The following is a 20,907-nucleotide window of genomic DNA, read 5'->3' on the forward strand; positions in this document are numbered from 1 at the left end:
GAAGAACCCCCGCCGCGTGGGCGGCGGGGGCTTCGGTCGTCACAGGCCGAGCAGGTGCAGGCCGCCCGTGGCCGTATGCGGGGTCGGATCGGTGTGGTGGATGTCGGCGTGGCTGCCGAGGTCGATCGTGACGATCCCGAGATCGAGGCTCGCCCCGTGGGAGCCGCCCGCCTCCCCGCCTCCGGCCGGCGGCGCCGCGGCCAGGCTCAGGATCTGCCCGACCAGGGAATCCGCGCCGCCGCCGCTGCTCTGCGGCAGCAGGATGCTGTCGCCGGTGAGCAGGCTGGCGGTGGCGAGGCTCGGCTGGTCGGCGCCCACCGCGATGGCGCTCGCCTGGACGGTGTGGGACGGATCCGCCGCGGGGGTGAGCACCGCCGCGTTGGCCAGGGGCGTCGCGGTGGTCGGGCCCGCGGCCACGTCGATCAGCGGATGGGTCCCGGCATCGCCCGAGCCGCCGCCGGTGAGACCGCCCAGCAGGCCGCCGACCGGGTCGCCGCCCCCGCCGGATCCGGACCCGCCGAGGGCCGAGGTCACGGTCCCGAGCACGCCGTCGAGCGGGGTGCCGCCGGTGGCGGCGCCCGAGAGGGCCCCGGTCACCGACCCCAGCACGCCGCCGGCCGCATCCGCGACCTGCCCGACATCGCCCACCACCTGACCGATCGCGGGGGCCGCATTGCCGCTCAGCACGGCGCCCGGCAGGTTGACCACGTCGGTCACGAGGTTGCTCGCCTCGCCGAGCTCGCCCAGGCCCACGGTGGTGCCGAGATTGATCACGGCATGGAGCGGCTCGTTCAGAACCGGCACGTCGTGGCCCACCTGCTCCAGCACCCCGTGGATGCCGTCGATCGCGCCGTTGGCGAGGCCGGCCACGGGCTGCAGCGGCGCGTCGGTCCCGAGCAAGGCGCCGGTACCGCCCGCCTGGCCGCCGGTGAGGCCACCGAGCAATCCGTCGAGCGGGCTCCCGCCGCCCTGGCCGCCGAGCAGGCCGTCCAGCGTCGACGTGACGGGGGCGAGCAGGCCGCTGGCCGGAGTTCCTGAGCCGCCGAGCAGACCGTCGAGGGGCGTCGCGCCGTGGCCGCCCAGCAGCCCGTCGACCGTCGACGTGACCGGGGCGAGCAGGCTGCCGCCCGGCGCTCCGGCATCGCCGCTGAGCCCGCCGAGCAGGCCGGTGACGCTGCCGAGCAGGCCGCCGGCGGCGTGGGTCACGGCGCCGACATCGTTGAGGATCGGCGACAGCGCCCCGAGGCCCTGGCCGCCCAGCAGCTCGCCGGGCAGGGTCGCGACGTCGGTCAGGAGGTTGCCGCCCTGCCCCAGATAGCCGAGGCCGATCGTCTCGCCGAGATTGGTCAGGCCGTGGAGCGCGTCGTTCAGGAGCGGAACCCCGTGCCCGAGATTCTCGAGGGTCGCGTGGAGGTCGAGGATGGCGGTGTTCGCCAGGTTGGTGACCGGCGCCAGCAGCCCGTCCGAGGACAGCAGGCCCCCGGCGCTGGCGGCGCCGGTGACCGAGCCGACCAGGGTGTCGGCCGAGCCGAGGACGTGGCCGAGATCGGACAGGACGGGGCTGGCCGAGGCGAGGCCGCCGCCGGTCAGGAGCGATCCGGGCAGCGCCAGGGTGTCGGTCAGGAGGTTGCCGCTCTGCCCCAGATAGCCGAGGCCGATCGTCTCGCCGAGCGCCGTGACCGCGTGGACCGGCGCGTTGAGCACCGACACCTGATGGCCGGCATCCTCCAGCGTCGTGTGCAGGTCGAGGACGGCCTGGTTGAGGATGCCGGTCGCCGGGCTGAGGATCCCGCCGGCCCCGACCAGCCCGTTGCCGCTCGCCGGCACGGCGGTGACCGATTCCAGCAGGGTGCCGGCAGCCACGGTAACGGCGCCGGCATCGCTCAGCAGCGACGGGATCGCGCCGGCGCCGGCCGGGTCGGCGACGGCGCCGGTCAGGTCGGTGATCAGGTTGCCGGCCTCGCCGATATGGCCGAGGCCCACGGTCTCGCCGAGATTGGTCAGCCCGTGCAGCGGTCCGTTGAGCGGCGCGACCGCGTGGCCGAGCCCTTCCAGCTGCGCGTGGGTGTCGAGCACCACTTGGTTCGCCGTGGTGCTGACCGCGTCGGGCAGGGCCGATCCGCTCGCATCCGCGGAGCCGCTATCGACGGTGCCCTCGATGATCGACGCGATCGGGCCGAGGCTCGCGAGCTGGCCGGTGGAGAGGGCGGTCGTGGACAGGAGCGCTTCGGGGCCGACGAGCCACGCGAGCGAACGGGACGCCGGGCTGAGGATTGCGGTGGACGAGAGCGACATGAGCACCTCCGGGTTCACCCAGTAACCATCTTTGCAACTCTGGGTTGCAAAGATGGCTGTCGGTACTGAATACGGAGGTTTGTCTTGGTCCGGCCGACGGCGCTGTCAGCAAAGGTCGGTCTCGGCCGGGGCCGTTCCGGACGGGACCAAGACGCCGCGTCGGCTAGGCCCCGGCCCAGGCCGCGTGGACCGGCCCGGCAGCCGTGTCCGGCTTGGCGTCGCCGATGAAGATCACCACCGGGCCGTGCTCGGCGCGGCGCGGGTCGTAGAAGTCGAGCAGGTCCGGGTAGAGCTGCTGGACGAAGGCCGGGCGCAGGCCGTCCCGGCGAAGCAGGTGATCGATGACGACCTGATCGCCGTGTACCGCGTTCGGGACCGGGCCGCAGGAACCGGCCGCCATCCAGCGCTCGGGCTCGGCTGCGAAGCTCGCGTAGAGGCCGGCGAGCTCGTCCCCGTGCCAGCGCAGCAGGGCGCTGGAGAGCCGCCCGCGGTGGAAATAATCCTCCATGGCGGCGAGGCCGGGCTCGGCCAGGGCGTCGGCCGGGCCGGTGAAGACGGTGTCGAGGTCGCACAGCAGGGTCGTGCCCTCCGCCAGCCCCGGGCGGAACGCCTCCATCTTGGCCCACCAGGCCGGCCAGCCGTGCCGCAGCGGCACCCGCTCGACCCCGGCCACGGCCAGCGGCAGGTCGGTCAGGCACAGGATCCGGTCGAAGGCCGGCGCGTGGCGGGCTACGCCCCGGGCCAGGCGCTCGACCCAGGTCGCGTCGTAGCGGCCCCCGCTCCTCAGGACGGTGATCAGCGTGGTCATGGCGTGTCCGTCGCGTCGGGTGGGTGCAGGCGCAGGCGCCCGGCCGCCGCGGCCTCGGCGAACCAGGCCCGCTCGGCCGCCCAGGGATGGCCGGGCCAGCCCGCGAAGCCGAAGCCGTGGATGTCGACCGGGCCGGATTCCGCGGGGCGGTCGCGCAGGAGCGCGAGGCTGACCAGGAAGCCGGTGCTCGGGTTGGGGCATCCCTCCGTGCCGGGCGCGAGGCGGCGCCGCGCCTCCGCGTGCAGGGCCTCGGGCAGGAGATGGACCGGCTTGCCGAGGGGGCGCAGCAGCGCCAGGGCCTCGCGGGTCCAGCAGATCGGCTCGGGCGCGTTCGCCTCCGCGGGCAGCATCGGGAACGGCAGGATGAACGCCTCGGCCTGCCGGACCACCGGACGGTCCAGGAATCCCGGATCCGCCAGCCATTCCCGCATCTGCCCGCCGCGATTGACCAGGGCGAGATGCGTGACGCGCGATCCGGTGCGCCCGCCGAAGCCGGGGGCGTTGTTGAAGCGCACGACCTGCGTGGCCGCGTCGATGGCGCGCGCCGCCGGGCCGATCCCGGGCGCGTTGCCGACGATGGCGAGGGACGCGCGCGGGTCTGCGCGCGCCGCGCTTGAGGGATCGATGGCGGTGGGCATGGGCGATGGGGGCGTGAGGAACAGCCGAGGTATGGCGCCGGCTCCGCGCCACCAGGGCGCCGCGACAAACCGGAGCGCCCGGTGACGCGCCCGCGCCGCTGCTTCGTCTGCGCCGCCGACATGCTGACGCCGAGCACCCGGAACCTCGACTTCCCGGGCGGATACCGGCGCCTGTTCCCGGTCGGCTGCGGCTCCTGCGGGGTCCTGATCGGGCCGGAGGCGGACCCGGACCGATGCTGGCGGGATCTCGCCGGGCGGCTCGCCGCGCCGGTCTTCGTCCCCGACCCGGAGGCGGGTTACGGCCTCGACCTCTACACCCTGCGCAGCGCCGCGACCCGCCTCGGCCGCGGCATCCGCCCCCTCGGCCCGGCGGATCGTGCCGCCCTGCTGCAGCCCCACAGCGCGCGTGCCGCGGAAGGGGCCCTGTACGACCTCGACGGCGCCGAGCGGCGCCCGGTCTCGCTCGGGCTGATCTGCCGCCCGGCCGAGCGGGATTCCGTTCTGGCGGCCCTGCCGGCGCAGGCGGCCTGGGCCGCGGATGTCGCGATCCTGCTCGACGCGGCCCCTGCCCCGGCCCGGGCCGTGGCGGTTCCGGGCTTTTCCCCCGGCGCCGTGCGGGTGGCGGCCCGGCCGCTGGCCGGCGACTTCGCCGCCCAGCGCAACGCCCTGCAGGACCTCGCCCGCAGCCCCTGGATGCTGCAGCTCGACGCCGACGAGAGCCTCAATCCCGTGACCGGCGCGCGTCTCCCCGCGCTGGCGGCGCTCGCCGAGGCCGGCGACGTGGTCTCGGTCGGGTTGCCCCGGCGCAACCGCGTCGACGGCACCCTGTCGGATGTCTACCCGGACGTGCAGTACCGGCTGAACCGTACGGCCATCCGCTATGCCGGCCGGGTGCACGAGCGGCCGGTGCTGCCCGGCGGCTGGAAGCAGAGCTTTATCGCGCTCCACGGGGCGATCGACCACGCGCTCACCGGCGCCCATGTCCGGGCGCGCTCGCAGCGTTACGAGGCGCTGGATCCGGGGCGCGGGCGGGTCGAGGAACGGGACGCGCTGCTGCGGCCCTATCGCGCCTGAGCGATCGCCCGGCGGTAGAGGGCGAGGGTCTCGCGCCCGAGGCTCGCCCGGTCGAACCGGCCGGCGGCCTCCAGGGCCCGGGCTCGGTAGGCCGAGCGCAGGGCGGGATCGCGCAGGAGCGGGCGCAGCGCCTCGGCGAGGTCCGGGCCGGTCGCCGCCCGCGCCAGCGGCCCCGCCCCCGGGACGCCCACGAAGGCCCGGGCGCTCGCATCCTCGGCGCAGGCCACCACCGGCCGGCCATAGGCCAGGGCCTCCTGGTAGACGAGGCCGAAGCTCTCGTAGCGCGAGGGCGCCAGCACGACCTGCGCGCCCGTATAGGCCTCGGCCAGGCCCCGCGCGTCGATCCGGCCGCGGGCCCGGATGCGGCTCCGGGCGGCCTCGGACAGGTCGGCCGGCAGGTCGCCCGGGGGCACCCCGACGAGGTCGAGCGCGAAGGGGGGCAGCGCCCCCCGCGCCTGCTCCCCGGCCAGGATCGCAACGGCGTCGAGCAGGGCGTCGAACCCCTTGCGGGCCTCGGCCCGGCCGACGAAGAGCAGGCGCACCGGCCCCGCCCCGTCCGGGTAAGGCGCCGCCCGCGCGGCCGCCGCGATCTCCGGCGGCAGGCTCAGGCCGATCACCGCCTCCGGCCGGCGGCCCGCCAGCCCGTAGGTCCGGGCGATCACCTCCGCATGGGCCTGCGTGTTGGCGATCAGCCCGGCGCTGCCCCGCGCCTGCCGGCGCTCCAGGCGGTCGGCGGCGGCGCCGTCGAGGCGGTCGCGCAGGCCGGGCGTGCCGTCGCGGGTGAAGGCGGCGGGGGTCGAGCTGCGGGTCACCAGGGGCAGGTCCCGGCGTCCGGCGAGCAGCAAGGCCGGGGCGTACCAGTTCGTCGCCTCGACCACGGCGAACGGCGCCCGGGCATGCTCGGCCAGGACCGCCCGCCGGACGGCGAGCGGCGCCGCCAGATGGCCGATCGCCCCCCACAGGCGCAGCCGCGCCAGCCGGCCCGCCGGCGGCAGGGCGAGGCCGACCACAGTGACGCCGCCGACCCGCTCCCGGCCGGTCCGGTCCAGGGTGAACACCGTCACGTCCGCCCCCGCCCCGGCCAGGCTCTCGGCGATCTCGCGGGCCGCCGTCGACAACCCGCTGGGGGCCGGCGGGTAATCCCAGGCAACGAGGGCGGTGCGCATCAGCGGCCGAGCAGGCGGCGGTAGAGCGCGAGGTAGTCGCGCGCCATGCGCTCGGCGGTGAAGCGCGCTTCGAAATTCTTTCGAACGATCGCTCGGTCCAGCGTGCCGATCCTGCGCAGTGCCGCCGTCGCCTGCGCCTCGGATTCGACGATGAACCCGGTCACGCCGTCCTCGACGATCTCCGGCACCGATCCGCGGTTCCACGCCACCACCGGGGTGCCGCAGGCCATCGCCTCGATCATCACGAGGCCGAACGGCTCGGGCCAGTCGATCGGGAACAGCAGCGCCCGGGCGCTGCCCAGGAGGTCCCCCTTCTGAATGTCGTCGACCGGCCCGAGATAGGTCGCGTCGGGCCCGAGCAGCGGGCGCACCTGCCGGTCGAAATAATCCGGGTTGCCGACATCGATCGTGCCGCCCAGCCGGATCGGCATCCCGGCCGCCCGGGCGACGCGGATCGCCACGTCCGGGCGCTTCTGGTCGGTCAGGCGCCCGACGAAGGCGACATGGGCCTCCGGCGCGGCCCGGAAGGCGTAGCGGTCCCGAGCAATGCCATGATGCACGATCCCGGCCCGGTTGGCCGCCGGGATGCCGGTGGCTTGGGCCGCCGAGATCGCCGCCACCGGCAAATCGGGGAAGCCGGCGAAGAACAGCGCGCGGTCGAGCTCGTCTACCCGCCAATGCACCGTGGTCAGGCTGCGCGCTCGGGCCGCACCGAGCAGCGCCGCATGGGCGAACTCGCCGTGGCAATGCACGAGGTCGAAATCGGGCAGCCGCCGCCGCAAAGCCTCCAGCTGCAGGGCCTCGAGCGCCGCCGGAACCCCGGGCGCGACCCGGCCGTGACGCTGTTCGAGAGCCGCGAGACTCGGGTAATCGCCGACGCGCGGCAAGTCTGTCGCACTGTCCGAGGGCGCGAATAGCGTTACTTCCACGCCCAAGCTTCGTAGCGCCGTGCTGAGATCGTGCACAACCCGCTCGGTGCCGCCGTGATGGTTTGGGGGAACGGGAAAAATGTTCGGTGCGACCTGGGCAACACGGATCACGGCGCTCTCTTCACATACGTTAAGTTCACGGAAGCGGCCGACAGCGTCAGCAAACGCCTGATGTTCGTCCTGCACATCGCCCTGCAGGGCTGCCTGCGCGGCCGCGATGTCGTCTACGGCCTCACCGCCGATACCGGCGGCCATATCCGCTACCTGCTGGATCTCGTCGCCGCCTCGGCGCAGGATTTCGGCGTCGCCGAGATCGTGGTGGCCACGCGCCTGTTCCAGGGGCCGCCCGGCCCGGATTACGCCGTGCCCGAAGAGCGCATCTCCGACAAGGTCAGGCTGGTGCGGCTGCCGAGCGCGGCGCCGGGCTACCTGTCCAAGGAGGCGATGCACGAAGAGGTCGCGAGCTTCGCCGACAACCTCGTCGCCTGGATCGGCGCCCAGGCGCGCGCGCCCGACCTGATCCACGCCCACTACGCCGACGCCGCCGCGGTGGCGGCGATCGTCGAGGCCCGGCTCGGGATCCCGTTCGTGTTCACCGCGCACTCGCTCGGCCGGGTCAAGGCGGCGATGCTCGGCGGGGACGCCGCCGGCGCGCCCGACCTCGCCCGCCGGATCGCCACCGAGGAGGCCGCCCTCGCCCAGGCCACCCTGGTCATCGCCTCCTCCCGGGACGAGGCCGAGGTCCAGTATGCGGGCTACGAATCCTACAATCCCGGCCGCGTCCGCGTCGTGCCGCCGGGCAGCGACCTCGCGCGCTTCGCCGCCGCCCGGCCCCATCCCCGGGTCGACGCCCTGATCGACCGCTTCCTGCACGATCCCGCCAAGCCGCCGCTGCTGGCGATGGCCCGGCCGGTGGCGCGCAAGAACCTCGCGGCCCTGGTCCGGGCCTATGGCGAGAGCCCGGAGCTGCGGGCCCGGGCCAACCTGGTGATCGTGGCCGGCACCCGCGGCGACATCGACGCCCTCGACGGCGACATGGCCGCCACGATGCGCGACCTCCTGGTCCTGATCGACCGCTACGACCTCTACGGGTCCGTGGCCTACCCGAAGACGCACCGGCCCGACGACGCACCGGCGATCTACGCCTATGCCCGGGAGCGCGGCGGCCTCTTCGTCAATCCGGCGCTGAACGAGCCCTTCGGCCTGACCCTGCTGGAGGCCTCGGCGGCCGGCCTGCCGCTCGTCGCCACCGACAGCGGCGGCCCCAACGACATCGTCGAGACCTGCGGCAACGGGCTGCTCGTCGATCCCCGCGACCCCGCGGCGATCGCGCAGGCCTGCCTGCGCATCCTGGCCGATCCTGCCTTGCGCGCCCGCTACGTGGCGGGTGGGGCCCGGGCCGCGGCGGCCTATGACTGGGACCGGCACGCCGCGCGCTACCACGCCCTGCTGCGCGCCCTGCTCGCCCCCGAGCCGCCCCTGCGGACACCCTGGCAGCTCCTGGTCTGCGATATCGACAACACCCTGGTCGGCTGCGAGGCGGCGCTCGGCATCTTCCGGCGCTGGCGCAGCCAGCAGACGGGCCTGGCCTTCGGGGTCGCCACCGGCCGCTCGTTCCACAGCGCCATGGCGGTGCTGGAGCAGCAGATGAGCCCGCGGCCGCAGGTGATGATCACCTCGGTCGGCTCCGAGATCTACCATCTCGACGCCAACGGCGTGACCTACACGGCCGACGCCGCCTGGCGCGAGACCATCGCGGCGGGCTGGGACCGGGCGGCGGTGCGCGCGGCGCTGGCCGGCATCGACGGCCTCCTGCCCCAGGGCCCGCTCGAGCAGCGCCCGTACAAGCTGAGCTATTTCGGCGGGGCCGCCGCCGCCCGCCGGGTCGGCGCGCATCTCGCCGAGGCCGGCCTCGCCGCCCGGGTGATCCACAGCCACGACCGCTACCTCGACGTCCTGCCGGCCGAGGCCTCGAAGGGCACGGCGGTGGACCATGTCCGCGCCCTCTACGGCCTGCCGGAGCGGGCGGTGTTCGTGGCCGGGGATTCCGGCAACGACGTCGAGATGCTGCGCGCCCGGGTGCAGGCGATCATCGTGGCGAATTATTCCGACGATCTGGCCAGCAACGCGGCGCTGCAGCACTCCTACGTCGCCCGGGCCTCGCATGCCCGGGGCATCATCGAGGGCGTGGCGCATTTCCGCCGGATGCTGGCCCATGCCTCCTGACATTCAGCCTCCTGACGTTCGGCCTCCTGTCATGCGGCCGGCTGGGGCGCCCGCGACGAGCGTGCTCACCCTGGTGCGCGGCCGGGCGGCGAGCCTGCGCAACCTGATGCAGGGCCTGGCCCGCCAGAGCACGCCCCCCGGCGAGCTGGTGATCGCCTGGATGCAGCCCGAGCCGATCCCGGACCTGCCCGATCCCGGCTGCCCGGTGCGCCATCTCCACGTCCCGGGCGAGCCGATGCCGCTCGCCGCCGCGCGCAACCGCGCCGCCGAGGCCGCCGCCGGCGACCTGCTGATCTTCCTCGACGTCGATTGCATCCCGGCCTCCGGCCTGGTCGGCGCCTACGCGGCCGCGGGCGCCGAGGGCCTGCTCCTCGGCGAGGTCCTGTACCTGCCGCCGGAGGCCGGCCCGGCTCTGGACGCGTCCGATCTCGACGACGCGGCCCTCGACCGCCTCGGCCGCCCGCACCCGGCCCGGCCGAAGGTGCCGGAGACGGGCCTGCGCCGGGAGCCCGATCCCGGCCAGCTCTGGGGCCTGTCCTTCGCCCTCCCGGCCCGGGCCTGGCGCTCGGTCGGCGGCATGGACGAGGGCTTTACCGGCTATGGCGGCGAGGAGACCGACTTCGCCGCCCGCCTCGCCGCCACCGGCCTGCCGACCGACTGGGTCGCGGGCGCCCGGGCCTATCACCAGCACCACCCGGTCCACGTCCCGCCGCTCCAGCATTTCGCGCCGATCCTGGCCAACGCCGCCCGCTTCCGCGCCCGGCACGGGCGCTGGTGCATGACCTACTGGCTCGGCCAGTTCCGCGCCGCCGGGCTGATCGAGTGGGACGCCGCCGCCCCGGCGATCCGCCTGATCCGCCCGCCGACCGCCCCGGAGATCGCCGCGTCCCGGCGGCCCGACGCCCTGTTCTCGTGAAGCAGACCATGAAGAAGCCGATCGCGTTCTTCGTCCACCACCAGGGCCGGGGCCACGCCAACCGCACCATGGCGGTGGCCGCCGAGTTCGCCCGCGACCGTCCGGTCTCGGTGCTGACCGCCGGCCCGCACCTGTTCGACGGCTTCGCGCGCGACATCGAGATCGTGCCGCTGCCCGACATGATCGGCGCCGCGGTGCCGACCCCGCGCCTCTACGCCGAGCCGACCCCGCAGGTGATGCATTGCGTGCCCCTGGGGCTCGCCCCGATGCGCCGGACCATGCGGACCATCCTCGACCATCTCGACGACCGCGCGGTCGGCCTGTTCGTGGTCGACGTCTCGGCCGAGATCGCGCTGCTCGCCCGGATCGCCAGCGTGCCGGCGGTGCAGATCCGGATGCACGGCGACCGCTCCGATATCGGCCATGTCGGCGCCTACGAGGCCTGCGTCGGGATGCTGGCGCCGTTCGACGCCCGGCTGGAGCAGGCCGACTATCCCGCGTCCCTGCGCGCCAAGACCTTCTACAGCGGCGGCCTGTGCACCAGCCTCGACCGCGTCCTCGACCGGGGAGAAGCGCGGGCCAAGCTCGGCCTCGATCAGCAGCGCGAGATCATCGTGGCGGTGACCGGCGGCGGCGGCAGCGGCACCCCCTACGCCCCGCTCACCGTGGCGGCCCGCGCCGAGCCCGACGCCCTGTGGCTCACCCTCGGGCCGACCCACCGGGAGGGCCACGAGACCGATTTCGCCAACCTGCGCGAGCTGGGCTGGGTGCCCTCCGTGACCGACTACCTCGCGGCCGCCGACATCGTGATCGCCTCGGCCGGCGACAACACGGTCCACGAGGTCGCCCGGGTCGGCGGCCGCCTGATCGTCATGCCGGAATGGCGCTACTTCGCCGAGCAGACCCGCAAGGCCGAGGCCCTGGTCCGGCTGGGCGCCGCCGTCCAGGCCCCCGTCTGGCCCGGCGACCTCCAGGGCTGGCGCGACCTCCTGGCCCGCGCCCGGACGCTCGACGGCGCCGAGCTGCGCGGCCTCTACGCCCCGGACGCCGCCCGGCGCGCCGCCGGCTGGCTCGAAGGCCTGACCGACGAGCTGTGGCAGGGCGCCGAGGAGCCTGTCGCGCCTCCCTGACCGGCCACCTGCGCTCGACCGCCGAGACAGGTTCGGTGCGCAATCGCTTTTGCAGGTCTCGACGCGCCCCCTCTCCCGAGCGGGAGAGGGGACCCGCGCCCTTCCCAGGCGACGACAAAGCCCAATCGAAGATGCCCGCCCCTACCCCGTCCCCCATCAGCCGGAGCCCGACCGTCGCATGTCCACCGTTTCCGTCGTGACCCTGGCCAAGGGCCGGGCGGCGCATCTGCGCAACGTGCTGCGCGGCCTGGAGCGCCAGACGCAGGCCCCCGCCGAGTTCATCGTCGCGGTGATGCAGGACGAGCCCTACGACCTGCCCGAGACCTCGTTTCCGGTCCGCCAGATCCGGGTTCCGGGCCGCGAGCTGCCGCTGGCGGCCGCGCGCAACCGCGGCGTGGACGCGGCCAGCGGCGAGGGCATCGTCTTCCTCGACGTCGACTGCATCCCGGCCCCCGACCTCGTGGCCGATTATGCGCGCGGGCTCGCCGAGCTCGACGGCCTGCTGATGGGCGAGGTCCTGCACCTGCCCGAGCACGCCACCGCGGGCGCCTGGCGCTACGCCGACCTCGCGGCGAGCGCGGAGCGGCATTCCGACCGCCGCGGGCCTCCGGCCTCCGGCATCGAATTGTGCAACGATTACCGGTGCTTCTGGTCGCTCAACTTCGCGATCCGGCGGGACACCTTCCGGGCGCTCGGCGGCTTCGACGAGCGCTACACCGGCTATGGCGGCGAGGACACCGATTTCGGCAAGATCCTCGACCAGGGCGGCACCCCGATCGCCTGGATCAAGGGCGCGCTGGCCTATCACCAGTACCACCCGCACCACATGCCGCCGATCCACCACCTCGACAGCGTCGTGCGCAACGCCGAATTGTTCGAGGCCAAATGGGGCTACCGGACCATGGGCCACTGGCTCTACGCGTTCCGGGTCATGGGCCTGATCGACGACACGCCTGACCAGCCGATCCGGATCCTGCGCCGGCCCGACGCCGACGACCTCGCCCTGACTGGGCAGCAGAGCCACCAGCCCTACACCAACTCCGCCTCCGTCATCCGGTATCTGGAATCCCGGGTCGGCGCGGCGGCGACCGCGTGAGGATCGCGCTCCTCGCCCATATCCGCCACCCGGTCGCGCCGCCCTTCACGGGGGGCATGGAGGCCCATAGCTGGCACCTCGCCGCGGGGCTCGTGGCCCGCGGCCACGACGTCGTGCTGTTCGCCGCCGGCGACAGCGACCCGCTTTTCGCGATCGACGCCGTGGTGCCGGAGCATCACGAGCGCCGCTTCCCGGGCCTGGAGCATCGCGGCGATCCGGGGCTGCGGGCCTATGTCGATGACGGCTACGCCGCCGCCTGCGACCGGATCGCGGCGGGCGGGTTCGACGTGCTGCACAACAACAGCCTGAGCCGGCTGCCCCTGGAGCGCCGACGGATTGCGCGGGTTCCCACCGTCACCTCCCTGCACGTGCCGCCCTACGACGCCCTGCGCGGCTTCGTGCACGACAGTCCCGCGCCCGGTCACCGGATCACCGTGACCTCCCGGGCGCAGCTGCGGGCCTGGTGGCCGGAGGGCGCACCGCCGGAGGCGTCGGTGCTCCACAACGGCGTCGATCCCGCGGCCTGGCCGTTCCGGGACCGCGGCGACGGCAGCGCCGCCTGGTCCGGGCGGCTGGCGGCGATCAAGGGCGCGCATTGCGCCATCGCGGCGGCGAAACGCGCCGGCATCCCGCTGACCCTGTACGGCCCGATCGAGGAGCCGGATTACTGGGCGGCGCGGATCGCCCCGGAGCTCGGCGGCCCGATCCGCTACGGTGGCCATCTCGACGGCCGGGCGCTCGCCGCCGAGATCGGCCGCGCCTCGGTGTTCCTGTTCACCCCGTGCTGGGACGAGCCGTTCGGGCTGGTGGCGATCGAGGCGATGGCCTGCGGCCTGCCGGTGGCGGGCCTCGCCAACGGTGCCGCCCGGGAGGTGGTCGGCGAGGCCGGATGCCTCGTGGAGCCCGGGGACGCGGCCGCCCTGGCCGGGGCGATCGGCACGGCGCTCGCGATCCCGCGCCCGGTGCCGCGGGATCGGGTCCGGCGCCTGTTCAGCTGCGACCGCTGGCTCGATGCCTGCGAGGCTCTGTACCGGCAGGCCCGGGCCGGGCGCTAGGGCCGACCCTGCGCGTCGGCCGGGCGCCAGCGGTCGAGCTCCCGGTCGATCGCGCCCTCGGTGCCGCGCAGGAACTCCGCCGCCGGCAGGCCGGGGGCGAGGGCCGCGAGGTAGCTCACCACGATGGTGCCGGCCCGGGTGGCCGCGCCGCGGGGCCAGAACAGGCCCGAATTCACCGCCACCGGCACCACCGGCAGGCGCAGCCGGCCGTAGAGCAGCTCGACGCCGCGCTTGAATTGCAGCGGATCCCCGGCCCGGCCCCGTGTGCCCTCCGGGAAGATCAGCACCGAGCGCCCCGCCGCCACCGCCGCCTGGCTGCCCTCGATGATCGCCCGGAGGGCCTGGGTGCCGTTGGCACGGTCGATCACGATCATCGGCGAGCGCCGCAGGAACCAGCCGACCACCGGGATCGCGAGCAATTCGCGCTTGGCCACGATCGCCACGTCGGGGACCAGCACCAGGAAGGCCAGCGTCTCCCAGGTCGATTGGTGGTTGGCCACGAGCAGGCAGGGCTCGTTCGGGATGTGCTCGCGCCCCTCCTCGACGTAGCGCAGCCCGACGATGCGGTGCAGGCCGGCCAGGACCCCGCGTGCCCAGAGCCGTGCCGCCGTGCGGACCGGCCGGGCCGGCGCCCCGGCGAGCGCCAGGACGACGAGCGGCGCCAGGAACAGGGCCGTCCAGGCGGTCCAGTAGGCGACGAACAGGAGGGAGCGGGTCTGCGCCAAGATCGGGATTCACGTCGGGCCCCGGAACGGGGCGGATCCCCGGCATAGCGCCTCGCGGATCGGGGTGCACGGCAATTCAGGACGGCGCGAAAGCCGCAGCCGCCGTCCGCGGCTTTCGTTTATGCGGGTCGGCGCGCGCGGGTGACACCGGCCGGGCCCCGTAACCGCCTGCGCCGACCTTGAGAACGGCCGCCGCCCTGCTGCGTTATCGGAAGGTCCGGCGAGCGGGCGCTGGCGCGAAGGAGACCGGGTTGGACAGGGTGACGGGGCGTGCGGATGACGGAGGCGCTCTGTCGGACCAGCGGGCGACCGGACCGGTTTCCATCGTGGGCGGCGGCGCGACCGGCGCGCTCATGCGGGCGTTCGACTGGTCGTCCTCGCCCCTCGGCCCGCCCGAGGGCTGGCCGCAATGGCTGCGCGCAGCCGTCAGCCTGATGCAGGGCTCCGGCTTCCCGATGTTCGTGGCCGCCGGGCCGGAACTGGGGTTCCTCTACAACGACGCCTACACGGACGTGCTCGGCAGCAAGCACCCGGCCGCGATGGGCGCGCGCTTCCCGGAGGTCTGGGCGGAGATCTGGCCGGACATCGCGCCCCTGGTCGAGGCCGCGATGTCCGGCGCGGCGAGCTGGATCGAGAACCTGCCGCTGGTCATGAACCGCCACGGCTATCCCGAGGAGGCCTGGTTCACCTTCTCCTACGCGCCGCTCCGGGACGAGGCCGGCGCGGTCGTCGGCCTGTTCTGCACCTGCACGGAGACGACCGCCCGGATGCGGGCCGAGACCGCGCTCCGGGAGAGCGAGGCGCGGTTCCGCAACATGGCCGACCACGCCCCGGTGATGATGTGGGTGACCGGCGCCGACGGGGCCTGCACCTATCTCAACCGCCGCTGGTACGCGTATACCGGCCAGACCGAGACGGAGAGCCTCGGCCTCGGCTGGCTCGACGCGGTCCACCCGGACGACCGGGATCCGTCGGCCCAGGCGTTCCTGGATGCCAATGCCCGGCACGGGCCGTTCCAGGTCGAGTACCGCCTGCGCGGCGCCGACGGCCGCTATCGCTGGTTCATCGACGCGGCCCAGCCCCGCCGCGGCGAGGATGGCGGCTTCCGCGGCTATATCGGCTCGGTCACCGACATCCACGACCGCAAGGCCGCCGAGGAGCGCCTGGTCGAGACCACGCGCCGGCTCGACGCGATCCTCAACAACACCTCGCAGGCGATCTTCCTGATGGATGAACGCCAGCACTGCAGCTACATGAACCGCGCCGCCGAGACCCTCACCGGCTTCGCCCTGGAGGAGACCGAGGGCCGCGCCCTGCACGACGTCGTCCACCACACGCGGCCGGACGGATCGCCCTACCCGCTCTGCGAATGCCCGATCGACCAGGCCTTCCCGGAGAACGAGCGCGAGCAGGGCGAGGAGGTCTTCGTCCACAAGGACGGCTCCTTCTACCCGGTCGGCTTCACCGCCAGCCCGATCCGGAACGAGCGCGGCGAGCCGATCGGCACCGTCATCGAGGCCCGCAACATCGAGGAGGAGCTGCGCGCCAAGGCTGCCCTGGAGGCGTTCAACGCCACCCTGGAGCGGCGCGTCGAGGAGGAGGCCGCCCGGCGCGAGAAGGTCGAGGAGGCCCTGCGGCAATCGCAGAAGATGGAGGCGGTCGGGCAATTGACCGGCGGCATCGCCCACGACTTCAACAACCTGCTCACCGGCATCTCGGGCAGCCTGGAGCTCCTGCAGACGCGCATGAGCCAGGGCCGGATGACCGACCTCGACCGCTACATGACCGCCGCCCAGGGCGCGGCCAAGAGGGCAGCGGCGCTGACCCACCGCCTGCTCGCCTTCTCGCGCCGCCAGACCCTCGACCCCAAGCCCACCGACGTGAACGCCCTGGTCCACGGCATGGAGGAGCTGGTCCGCCGGACCGTCGGCCCGTCGATCCATATCGAGGTGGTCGGCTCGGTCGGCCTCTGGCCGGCGCTGGTCGATCCCGGCCAGCTCGAGAACGGGCTCCTGAACCTGTGCATCAACGCCCGCGACGCCATGCCGGAGGGCGGGCGCATCACCATCGAGACCGCCAATCGCTGGCTCGACGACCGCGCCGCCCGGGAGCGCGACCTGCCGCACGGCCAGTACCTGTCGCTGTGCGTGAGCGATACCGGCACCGGCATGCCCCCGGAGGTGATCGCCAAGGCCTTCGATCCGTTCTTCACCACCAAGCCGATCGGCCAGGGCACCGGGCTCGGCCTGTCGATGATCTACGGCTTCGCCCGCCAATCCGGCGGGCAGGTGCGGATCTATTCCGAGGTCGGCCGGGGGACGACCGTGTGCCTCTACCTGCCCCGCTTCCACGGCGACATCTCCGCCGCGGTGGCGCTGCCGGACCCCGCGGCGGCGCCCCGGGCCGAGCAGGGCGAGACGGTGCTGGTGATCGACGACGAGCCGTCCGTGCGCATGCTGGTGACCGAGATCCTGGAGGATCTCGGCTACACGGCGATCGAGGCCGCCGACGGCCCGTCCGGGCTGAAGGTCCTGCAATCGGACGTGCGGATCGACCTGCTGATCACCGATGTCGGCCTGCCCGGCGGGATGAACGGCCGGCAGGTGGCCGATGCCGCCCGCGAAACCCGTCCGGGGCTCAAGGTGTTGTTCATCACCGGCTATGCCGAGAACGCCGCGGTGGGCAACGGCTACCTGGATGACGGCATGCAGGTGCTCACCAAGCCCTTCGTGATCGAGGCCCTGGCCGCGCGCATCCGGGACATGATCGAGGGATGAGGCCCGCGCGCCGTCCTGCGGCGCACGGGCGCCTCATGGCTGCGGCGCCGGCGGCACTGACAAGGCGGGGCACGGTCGCTACCGTGCGCGCCGCACCGGGGACGCGTGGGACCGCGGGGGAGCGTAGGGCAAGCCGATGACCGATACCGACACGGCCCCGGCGCCGCGGCTCTCGACGGGTGTTCCCGGCCTGGACGACATCCTGTGCGGCGGGCTGACGCCGAGCCGGCTCTACCTGCTGGAGGGCACGCCCGGCACCGGCAAGACCACCCTGGCGCTCCAGTTCCTGCGCGACGGCGCGGCAAGGGGCGAGGCGACGCTCTACGTCACCCTGTCCGAGACGAGCCAGGAGCTCCGGTCGTCCGCCGCGACCCATGGCTGGTCGCTCGACGACATCGAGGTCTACGAGCTCGTCAACGAGATGGGGCTCGATCCCGACAGCGAGCAATCGATCCTCCACCCGTCCGAGATCGAGCTCGGCGAGACCGTCCGCGAGGTGATCGCCCGGGTCGAGGCGCTGAAGCCCGAGCGGGTCGTGTTCGATTCGCTCTCGGAGCTGCGCCTGCTCGCCCAGAACCCGCTGCGCTACCGCCGGCAGATCCTGGCGCTCAAGCAGTTCTTCGCCAAGCGCGCCTGCACCGTGCTGATGCTCGACGACCGCACCTCGGAGACCGGCGACCTGCAGCTCCACAGCATCGCCCACGGGGTGATCTCGCTGGAGCAGGCGCCGCGCGAGTTCGGCTCGGAGCGGCGCCGGCTGCGCATCGTCAAGATGCGCGGCATCAAGTACCGGGGCGGCTACCACGATTTCTCGCTGGAGACCGGGGGCATCCGGGTCTTCCCGCGCCTGATCGCCGCCGAGCATCACACGGCCTTCGACCCGCAGGCGCGCTCCACCGGCACGGATACGCTCGACCTGCTGCTCGGCGGCGGATTGGTGCCCGGCACCAACACCCTGCTGCTGGGCCCGTCGGGCGTCGGCAAGACGACGATGGCGATCCGCTGCATGCTGGCCGCCCTGGAGCGCGGCGAGACGGCGACCTACTACCTGTTCGACGAGGGCCTCGCGACCCTGCTCAGCCGGGCCGCCATCCTGGGCATGGACCTGTCCCCGCATCTCGAGAGCGGGCGCCTGACGATCACGCAGATCGACCCGGCCGAACTCTCGCCCGGGGAATTCTCCAGCATGCTCCGGCAGGCCGTGCAGGAGCGCGGCTGCAGCTTCGTCGGGCTCGACAGCCTGAACGCCTACCTGCACGCGATGCCGGGCGAGGAGTTCCTCATCCTGCAGATGCACGAGATGCTGAGCTACCTGAACCAGCAGGGCGTCACGACGCTGCTGGTCCTGGGGCAGCACGGGGTGATCGGCGAGGTCCGCACCGATATCGACCTCAGCTATCTCAGCGACGCGATCCTGCTGTTCCGGTTCTTCGAGGCCAAGGGCGAGGTCCGCACCGCGTTGTCCGTGGTGAAGAGCCGGGTCAACGCGCATGAGCGCACCATCCGCGAGATGAAGCTGTCGGCCCAGGGGATCCAGGTCGGCGAAGCCCTGACCGATTTCGAGGGCGTGCTGACCGGCCTGCCCTCCTACCGCGGCGCGGTGGCGATGCTGACCGGCGACGTCGCCGGCGGCGAGCGGTGACGGTTTCAGCGCCGGAGGAGGCGCGCGTCCTGATCCTGGCGCCGCGGGGGCGCGACGCCGCGGTGGCCGAGCAGGTGCTGGCCCGTGCCGGCACGCAGGCCGTCATCTGCCCCGACCTGGACGGCTGGCTGGACGCCCTCCGGGCCGGGGCCGCGGCCGCCCTGGTCACCGAGGAGGCGCTCGGGGACGGGGAGCCCACGGCCCTGTTCGCCTGGCTCGAGGCGCAGCCCGCCTGGTCGGACTTCCCCTTCATCGTGCTGGCGACCCGTCAGCACGGGCACCGGTCCCGGCAGGCGTCGCAGCTGCTGGCCAAGCTCGGCAACGTCGTCCTGCTGGAGCGCCCGATCAACGCCGAGACGCTGGTCAGCGCCACGGCCGCCGCCCTGCGGGCGCGCCGCCGCCAGTACCAAGCGCGCGAGCGCCTGCAGGAGCGTGAGCGCGACCGGGAGCAGCTCCGCCTCGCCAACGAGGGGCTGGAGCGGCGCGTCTCCGAGCGGACCCAGGAGGTCGAGACCGCTCGCGAGACCCTCGCCTTCGCCCTCGACGCCGCCGGGATGGGATCCTGGGACATCGATTACGGCACCGGCGCGTCCCGGCGCTCGCCCCGCTTCGACGCGGTGTTCGGCTACGACGCGCCGCAAACGTTCTGGACCCGGGAGACCTTCCTGGCCCATGTCGTCGACGAGGATCGCGCGGGCGTCGACCGGGCCTTCGCGAGCGTCGTCCAGACCGGCCGGCTCGACCTCGAATGCCGCATCCGCCGGGCCGACGGGGCGGTGCGCTGGATCGCCCTGCGGGGGCAGGTCAAGTACGACGAGGCCGGCACCCCGACCCGGATGGCCGGCATCCTGATGGATCGCACCGACCAGCACGTCACCGAGGAGGCCCTGCGCCAGGCCCAGAAGATGGAGGCGATCGGGCAGCTCACCGGCGGCGTCGCCCACGACTTCAACAACCTGCTCACCGTCATCGTCGGCGGCCTCGACATGGTGCTGCGGCGGCCGGAGCAGGTCGACCGGGTGAAGCGTCTCGCGGAGGCCGCCATGGGCGCGGCCCGGCGCGGCGAGCAGCTGACCCAGCAGCTCCTCGCCTTCTCGCGCCGCCAGATGCTGCGGCCCCAGACGCTCAATCCCAACCGCCTGCTCCTTGACTTCAAGCCCCTGGCGGAGCGCGCCGCCGGCGGCGCGGTCGAGCTCGCCTTCGACCTCGACCCGGCCCTCGATCCGATCCGGATCGACCCGGCCCAGTTCGAGGCCGCGGTGCTGAACCTGATCGTCAATGCCCGCGACGCCATGGAGGGCCGGCCGGGCCATACCCGGATCGCGGTGACGAGCCGCAACGTCCATCTCGGCACCGGCGCGGTGGCCGAGAAGGGCGTGGCGCCCGGTCCCTACGTGCTGGTCTCGGTGACCGATACCGGCGCCGGCATCCCGCCCGACAAGCTCCAGCGGGTGTTCGAGCCGTTCTTCACCACCAAGGAGGTCGGCAAGGGGACCGGGCTCGGGCTGAGCCAGGTCTACGGCTTCACCCGCAGCGCCAACGGCTTCGTCGACATCGCCTCCGAGGTCGGGGCCGGCACCACCGTGAACCTCTACTTCCCCCGCTCCACCGACCCGGCCGACGAGGAGACCGGGGCCGGCGCCCTGCGCACCATCCCGCTGCGCCGCGCCGGCGAGGGCGAGACCGTGCTGCTGGTCGAGGATGACGAGCAGGTTCTCGGCATGGCCGTGGAGAGCCTGGAGGAGCTGCGCTACCGGGTGATCGTCGCCCGCAACGCCGCCGAGGCGCTGGCGCATCTCCGGGACGTGGAGCGGATCGACATCCTGTTCTCGGACGTGGTCATGCCCGGCGGCATGAACGGCTCGCAGCTCGCCGCCGAGGCCCAGCGGGTGCGCCCCGGGATCAAGGTGCTGCTCACCTCGGGCTACGTCGCCAATCTCGACGAGGGCCAAATGATCGGCCACGGCGAATTGCCGGTCCTGAACAAGCCCTACCGCCGGGACGAGCTCGCCCGCTCCCTGCGCCTCGTGCTCGGCGGCGAGAGCCGCTGAGCCCCAAACGCAGAAAACCCGGCTCGCGCTAGCGAACCGGGTTCTTTTAAAGGTCGAGTTGTCGAAAGAGATTTGGTTGCGGGGACAGGATTTGAACCTGTGACCTTCAGGTTATGAGCCTGACGAGCTACCGGGCTGCTCCACCCCGCGCCAAGGTTGTGCGGCTGGTCCGGGCTGGCTGATCGCCTGTGGGGCGGGCTCCGGGGCCGATCGCGCTGATCGTGCTGAGGGAAGGGTGTGATTGCGTTGTGCGGGTCTGGCGGCGACCGACTCTCCCGTGCCTTGAGACACAGTACCATGGGCGCTGGCGTGTTTAACGGCCGAGTTCGAGATGGGATCGGGTTCTGGGCACGCCGCTCAAGCCACCAGACCGGCGCAA

15 protein-coding genes, 1 tRNA gene and 1 rRNA gene are annotated in these 20,907 nt (G+C 73.4%); 9 read left to right on the forward strand and 8 right to left on the reverse strand.

The features are described from left to right. Window positions 1-39 precede the first annotated feature (39 nt). The 3 genes from BMZ47_RS29220 to BMZ47_RS23655 all read right to left on the reverse strand — a co-directional run bounded on the left by BMZ47_RS29220 (window position 40) and on the right by BMZ47_RS23655 (window position 3,741). Complete coding sequence (locus BMZ47_RS29220; protein WP_091864471.1) at window positions 40-2,295, reverse strand: hypothetical protein; 2,256 nt, start codon at window positions 2,293-2,295, stop codon at window positions 40-42. Window positions 2,296-2,458: 163 nt separating this feature from the next. Next, complete coding sequence (locus BMZ47_RS23650) at window positions 2,459-3,103, reverse strand: hypothetical protein (protein WP_091864455.1); 645 nt, start codon at window positions 3,101-3,103, stop codon at window positions 2,459-2,461. Then, complete coding sequence (locus tag BMZ47_RS23655; protein WP_091864456.1) at window positions 3,100-3,741, reverse strand: glycosyltransferase family 29 protein; 642 nt, start codon at window positions 3,739-3,741, stop codon at window positions 3,100-3,102. Before BMZ47_RS23655 ends, BMZ47_RS23650 begins: the two co-directional genes overlap by 4 nt. 120 nt (window positions 3,742-3,861) lie before the next feature. On the opposite strand from BMZ47_RS23655, the gene BMZ47_RS23660 reads away from it, so the two are divergent. Further along, the gene (locus BMZ47_RS23660; protein WP_091864472.1) at window positions 3,862-4,815 is read left to right on the forward strand and encodes a glycosyltransferase family protein; all 954 of its coding nucleotides are present in this window, start codon (window positions 3,862-3,864) and stop codon (window positions 4,813-4,815) included. Here BMZ47_RS23660 and BMZ47_RS23665 read toward each other — a convergent pair. Both BMZ47_RS23665 and BMZ47_RS23670 read right to left on the reverse strand, forming a co-directional pair. Next, on the reverse strand, window positions 4,803-5,981 hold the full coding sequence (locus BMZ47_RS23665) for a glycosyltransferase family 4 protein (RefSeq protein WP_091864457.1): 1,179 nt from the start codon (window positions 5,979-5,981) through the stop codon (window positions 4,803-4,805). The genes BMZ47_RS23660 and BMZ47_RS23665 overlap by 13 nt on opposite strands. Beyond that, window positions 5,981-7,021, reverse strand: a complete 1,041-nt coding sequence (locus BMZ47_RS23670) for a glycosyltransferase family 4 protein (protein WP_091864458.1) — start codon at window positions 7,019-7,021, stop codon at window positions 5,981-5,983. The genes BMZ47_RS23665 and BMZ47_RS23670 overlap by 1 nt, the downstream gene beginning before the upstream one ends. 60 nt (window positions 7,022-7,081) lie before the next feature. Here BMZ47_RS23670 and BMZ47_RS23675 point away from each other — a divergent pair, with 60 nt between their 5' ends. The 5 genes from BMZ47_RS23675 (at window position 7,082) to BMZ47_RS23695 (ending at window position 13,333) form a co-directional block, all read left to right on the forward strand. After that, window positions 7,082-9,136, forward strand: a complete 2,055-nt coding sequence (locus tag BMZ47_RS23675) for an HAD-IIB family hydrolase (protein WP_091864459.1) — start codon at window positions 7,082-7,084, stop codon at window positions 9,134-9,136. Window positions 9,137-9,167: 31 nt separating this feature from the next. Next, window positions 9,168-10,052 carry a glycosyltransferase family 2 protein gene (locus tag BMZ47_RS23680; RefSeq protein ID WP_208601098.1) on the forward strand — a complete coding sequence of 295 codons (885 nt, stop codon included), beginning with the start codon at window positions 9,168-9,170 and terminating at the stop codon, window positions 10,050-10,052. 8 nt (window positions 10,053-10,060) lie between these two features. Then, entirely contained in the window at window positions 10,061-11,182 is a 1,122-nt protein-coding gene (locus BMZ47_RS23685; protein WP_091864474.1) for a glycosyltransferase, read from the forward strand. A 178-nt stretch (window positions 11,183-11,360) separates the two neighbouring features. After that, the gene (locus BMZ47_RS23690) at window positions 11,361-12,278 is read left to right on the forward strand and encodes a glycosyltransferase family 2 protein (RefSeq protein ID WP_091864460.1); all 918 of its coding nucleotides are present in this window, start codon (window positions 11,361-11,363) and stop codon (window positions 12,276-12,278) included. Continuing rightward, a complete protein-coding gene (locus tag BMZ47_RS23695; RefSeq protein WP_091864461.1) occupies window positions 12,275-13,333 on the forward strand; it encodes a glycosyltransferase in 1,059 nt (352 codons plus the stop codon). The genes BMZ47_RS23690 and BMZ47_RS23695 overlap by 4 nt, the downstream gene beginning before the upstream one ends. Here BMZ47_RS23695 and BMZ47_RS23700 read toward each other — a convergent pair. After that, window positions 13,330-14,058, reverse strand: a complete 729-nt coding sequence (locus BMZ47_RS23700) for a lysophospholipid acyltransferase family protein (RefSeq protein ID WP_007562602.1) — start codon at window positions 14,056-14,058, stop codon at window positions 13,330-13,332. The two genes, BMZ47_RS23695 and BMZ47_RS23700, sit on opposite strands and share 4 nt — an antisense overlap. A gap of 353 nt (window positions 14,059-14,411) precedes the next feature. Here BMZ47_RS23700 and BMZ47_RS23705 point away from each other — a divergent pair, with 353 nt between their 5' ends. From BMZ47_RS23705 to BMZ47_RS23715, 3 genes are all read left to right on the forward strand, one after another. Continuing rightward, on the forward strand, window positions 14,412-16,835 hold the full coding sequence (locus BMZ47_RS23705) for a PAS domain-containing hybrid sensor histidine kinase/response regulator family protein (RefSeq protein ID WP_091864475.1): 2,424 nt from the start codon (window positions 14,412-14,414) through the stop codon (window positions 16,833-16,835). A 136-nt stretch (window positions 16,836-16,971) separates the two neighbouring features. Then, a complete protein-coding gene (locus BMZ47_RS23710; RefSeq protein ID WP_091864462.1) occupies window positions 16,972-18,477 on the forward strand; it encodes an ATPase domain-containing protein in 1,506 nt (501 codons plus the stop codon). Further along, window positions 18,474-20,528 (forward strand): ATP-binding protein, encoded by a 2,055-nt coding sequence (locus tag BMZ47_RS23715; protein WP_091864463.1) that lies wholly within the window; start codon window positions 18,474-18,476, stop codon window positions 20,526-20,528. Before BMZ47_RS23710 ends, BMZ47_RS23715 begins: the two co-directional genes overlap by 4 nt. A 73-nt stretch (window positions 20,529-20,601) precedes the next feature. On the opposite strand, the gene BMZ47_RS23720 is transcribed toward BMZ47_RS23715, so the two are convergent. Beyond that, window positions 20,602-20,678 (reverse strand) — tRNA-Met (locus BMZ47_RS23720). 104 nt (window positions 20,679-20,782) lie between these two features. Then, window positions 20,783-20,898: ribosomal RNA gene (gene rrf / locus BMZ47_RS23725) — 5S ribosomal RNA — on the reverse strand. Window positions 20,899-20,907 lie beyond the last annotated feature (9 nt).

Origin of the sequence: Methylobacterium brachiatum (genome assembly GCF_900113845.1) — a bacterium.
In the GTDB taxonomy this organism is placed as follows: Bacteria; Pseudomonadota; Alphaproteobacteria; order Rhizobiales; family Beijerinckiaceae; genus Methylobacterium; species Methylobacterium brachiatum.

Coding starts and splice junctions, on each gene's coding strand:
- BMZ47_RS29220 (WP_091864471.1), bottom strand. CDS start 2,295: ATGTCGCTCTCGTCCACCGCAATCCTCAGCCCGGCGTCCCGTTCGCTC.
- BMZ47_RS23685 (WP_091864474.1), top strand. CDS start 10,061: ATGAAGAAGCCGATCGCGTTCTTCGTCCACCACCAGGGCCGGGGCCAC.
- BMZ47_RS23705 (WP_091864475.1), top strand. CDS start 14,412: ATGCGGGCGTTCGACTGGTCGTCCTCGCCCCTCGGCCCGCCCGAGGGC.
- BMZ47_RS23650 (WP_091864455.1), bottom strand. CDS start 3,103: ATGACCACGCTGATCACCGTCCTGAGGAGCGGGGGCCGCTACGACGCG.
- BMZ47_RS23680 (WP_208601098.1), top strand. CDS start 9,168: ATGCGGCCGGCTGGGGCGCCCGCGACGAGCGTGCTCACCCTGGTGCGC.
- BMZ47_RS23710 (WP_091864462.1), top strand. CDS start 16,972: ATGACCGATACCGACACGGCCCCGGCGCCGCGGCTCTCGACGGGTGTT.
- BMZ47_RS23690 (WP_091864460.1), top strand. CDS start 11,361: ATGTCCACCGTTTCCGTCGTGACCCTGGCCAAGGGCCGGGCGGCGCAT.
- BMZ47_RS23675 (WP_091864459.1), top strand. CDS start 7,082: ATGTTCGTCCTGCACATCGCCCTGCAGGGCTGCCTGCGCGGCCGCGAT.
- BMZ47_RS23655 (WP_091864456.1), bottom strand. CDS start 3,741: ATGCCCACCGCCATCGATCCCTCAAGCGCGGCGCGCGCAGACCCGCGC.
- BMZ47_RS23660 (WP_091864472.1), top strand. CDS start 3,862: ATGCTGACGCCGAGCACCCGGAACCTCGACTTCCCGGGCGGATACCGG.
- BMZ47_RS23665 (WP_091864457.1), bottom strand. CDS start 5,981: ATGCGCACCGCCCTCGTTGCCTGGGATTACCCGCCGGCCCCCAGCGGG.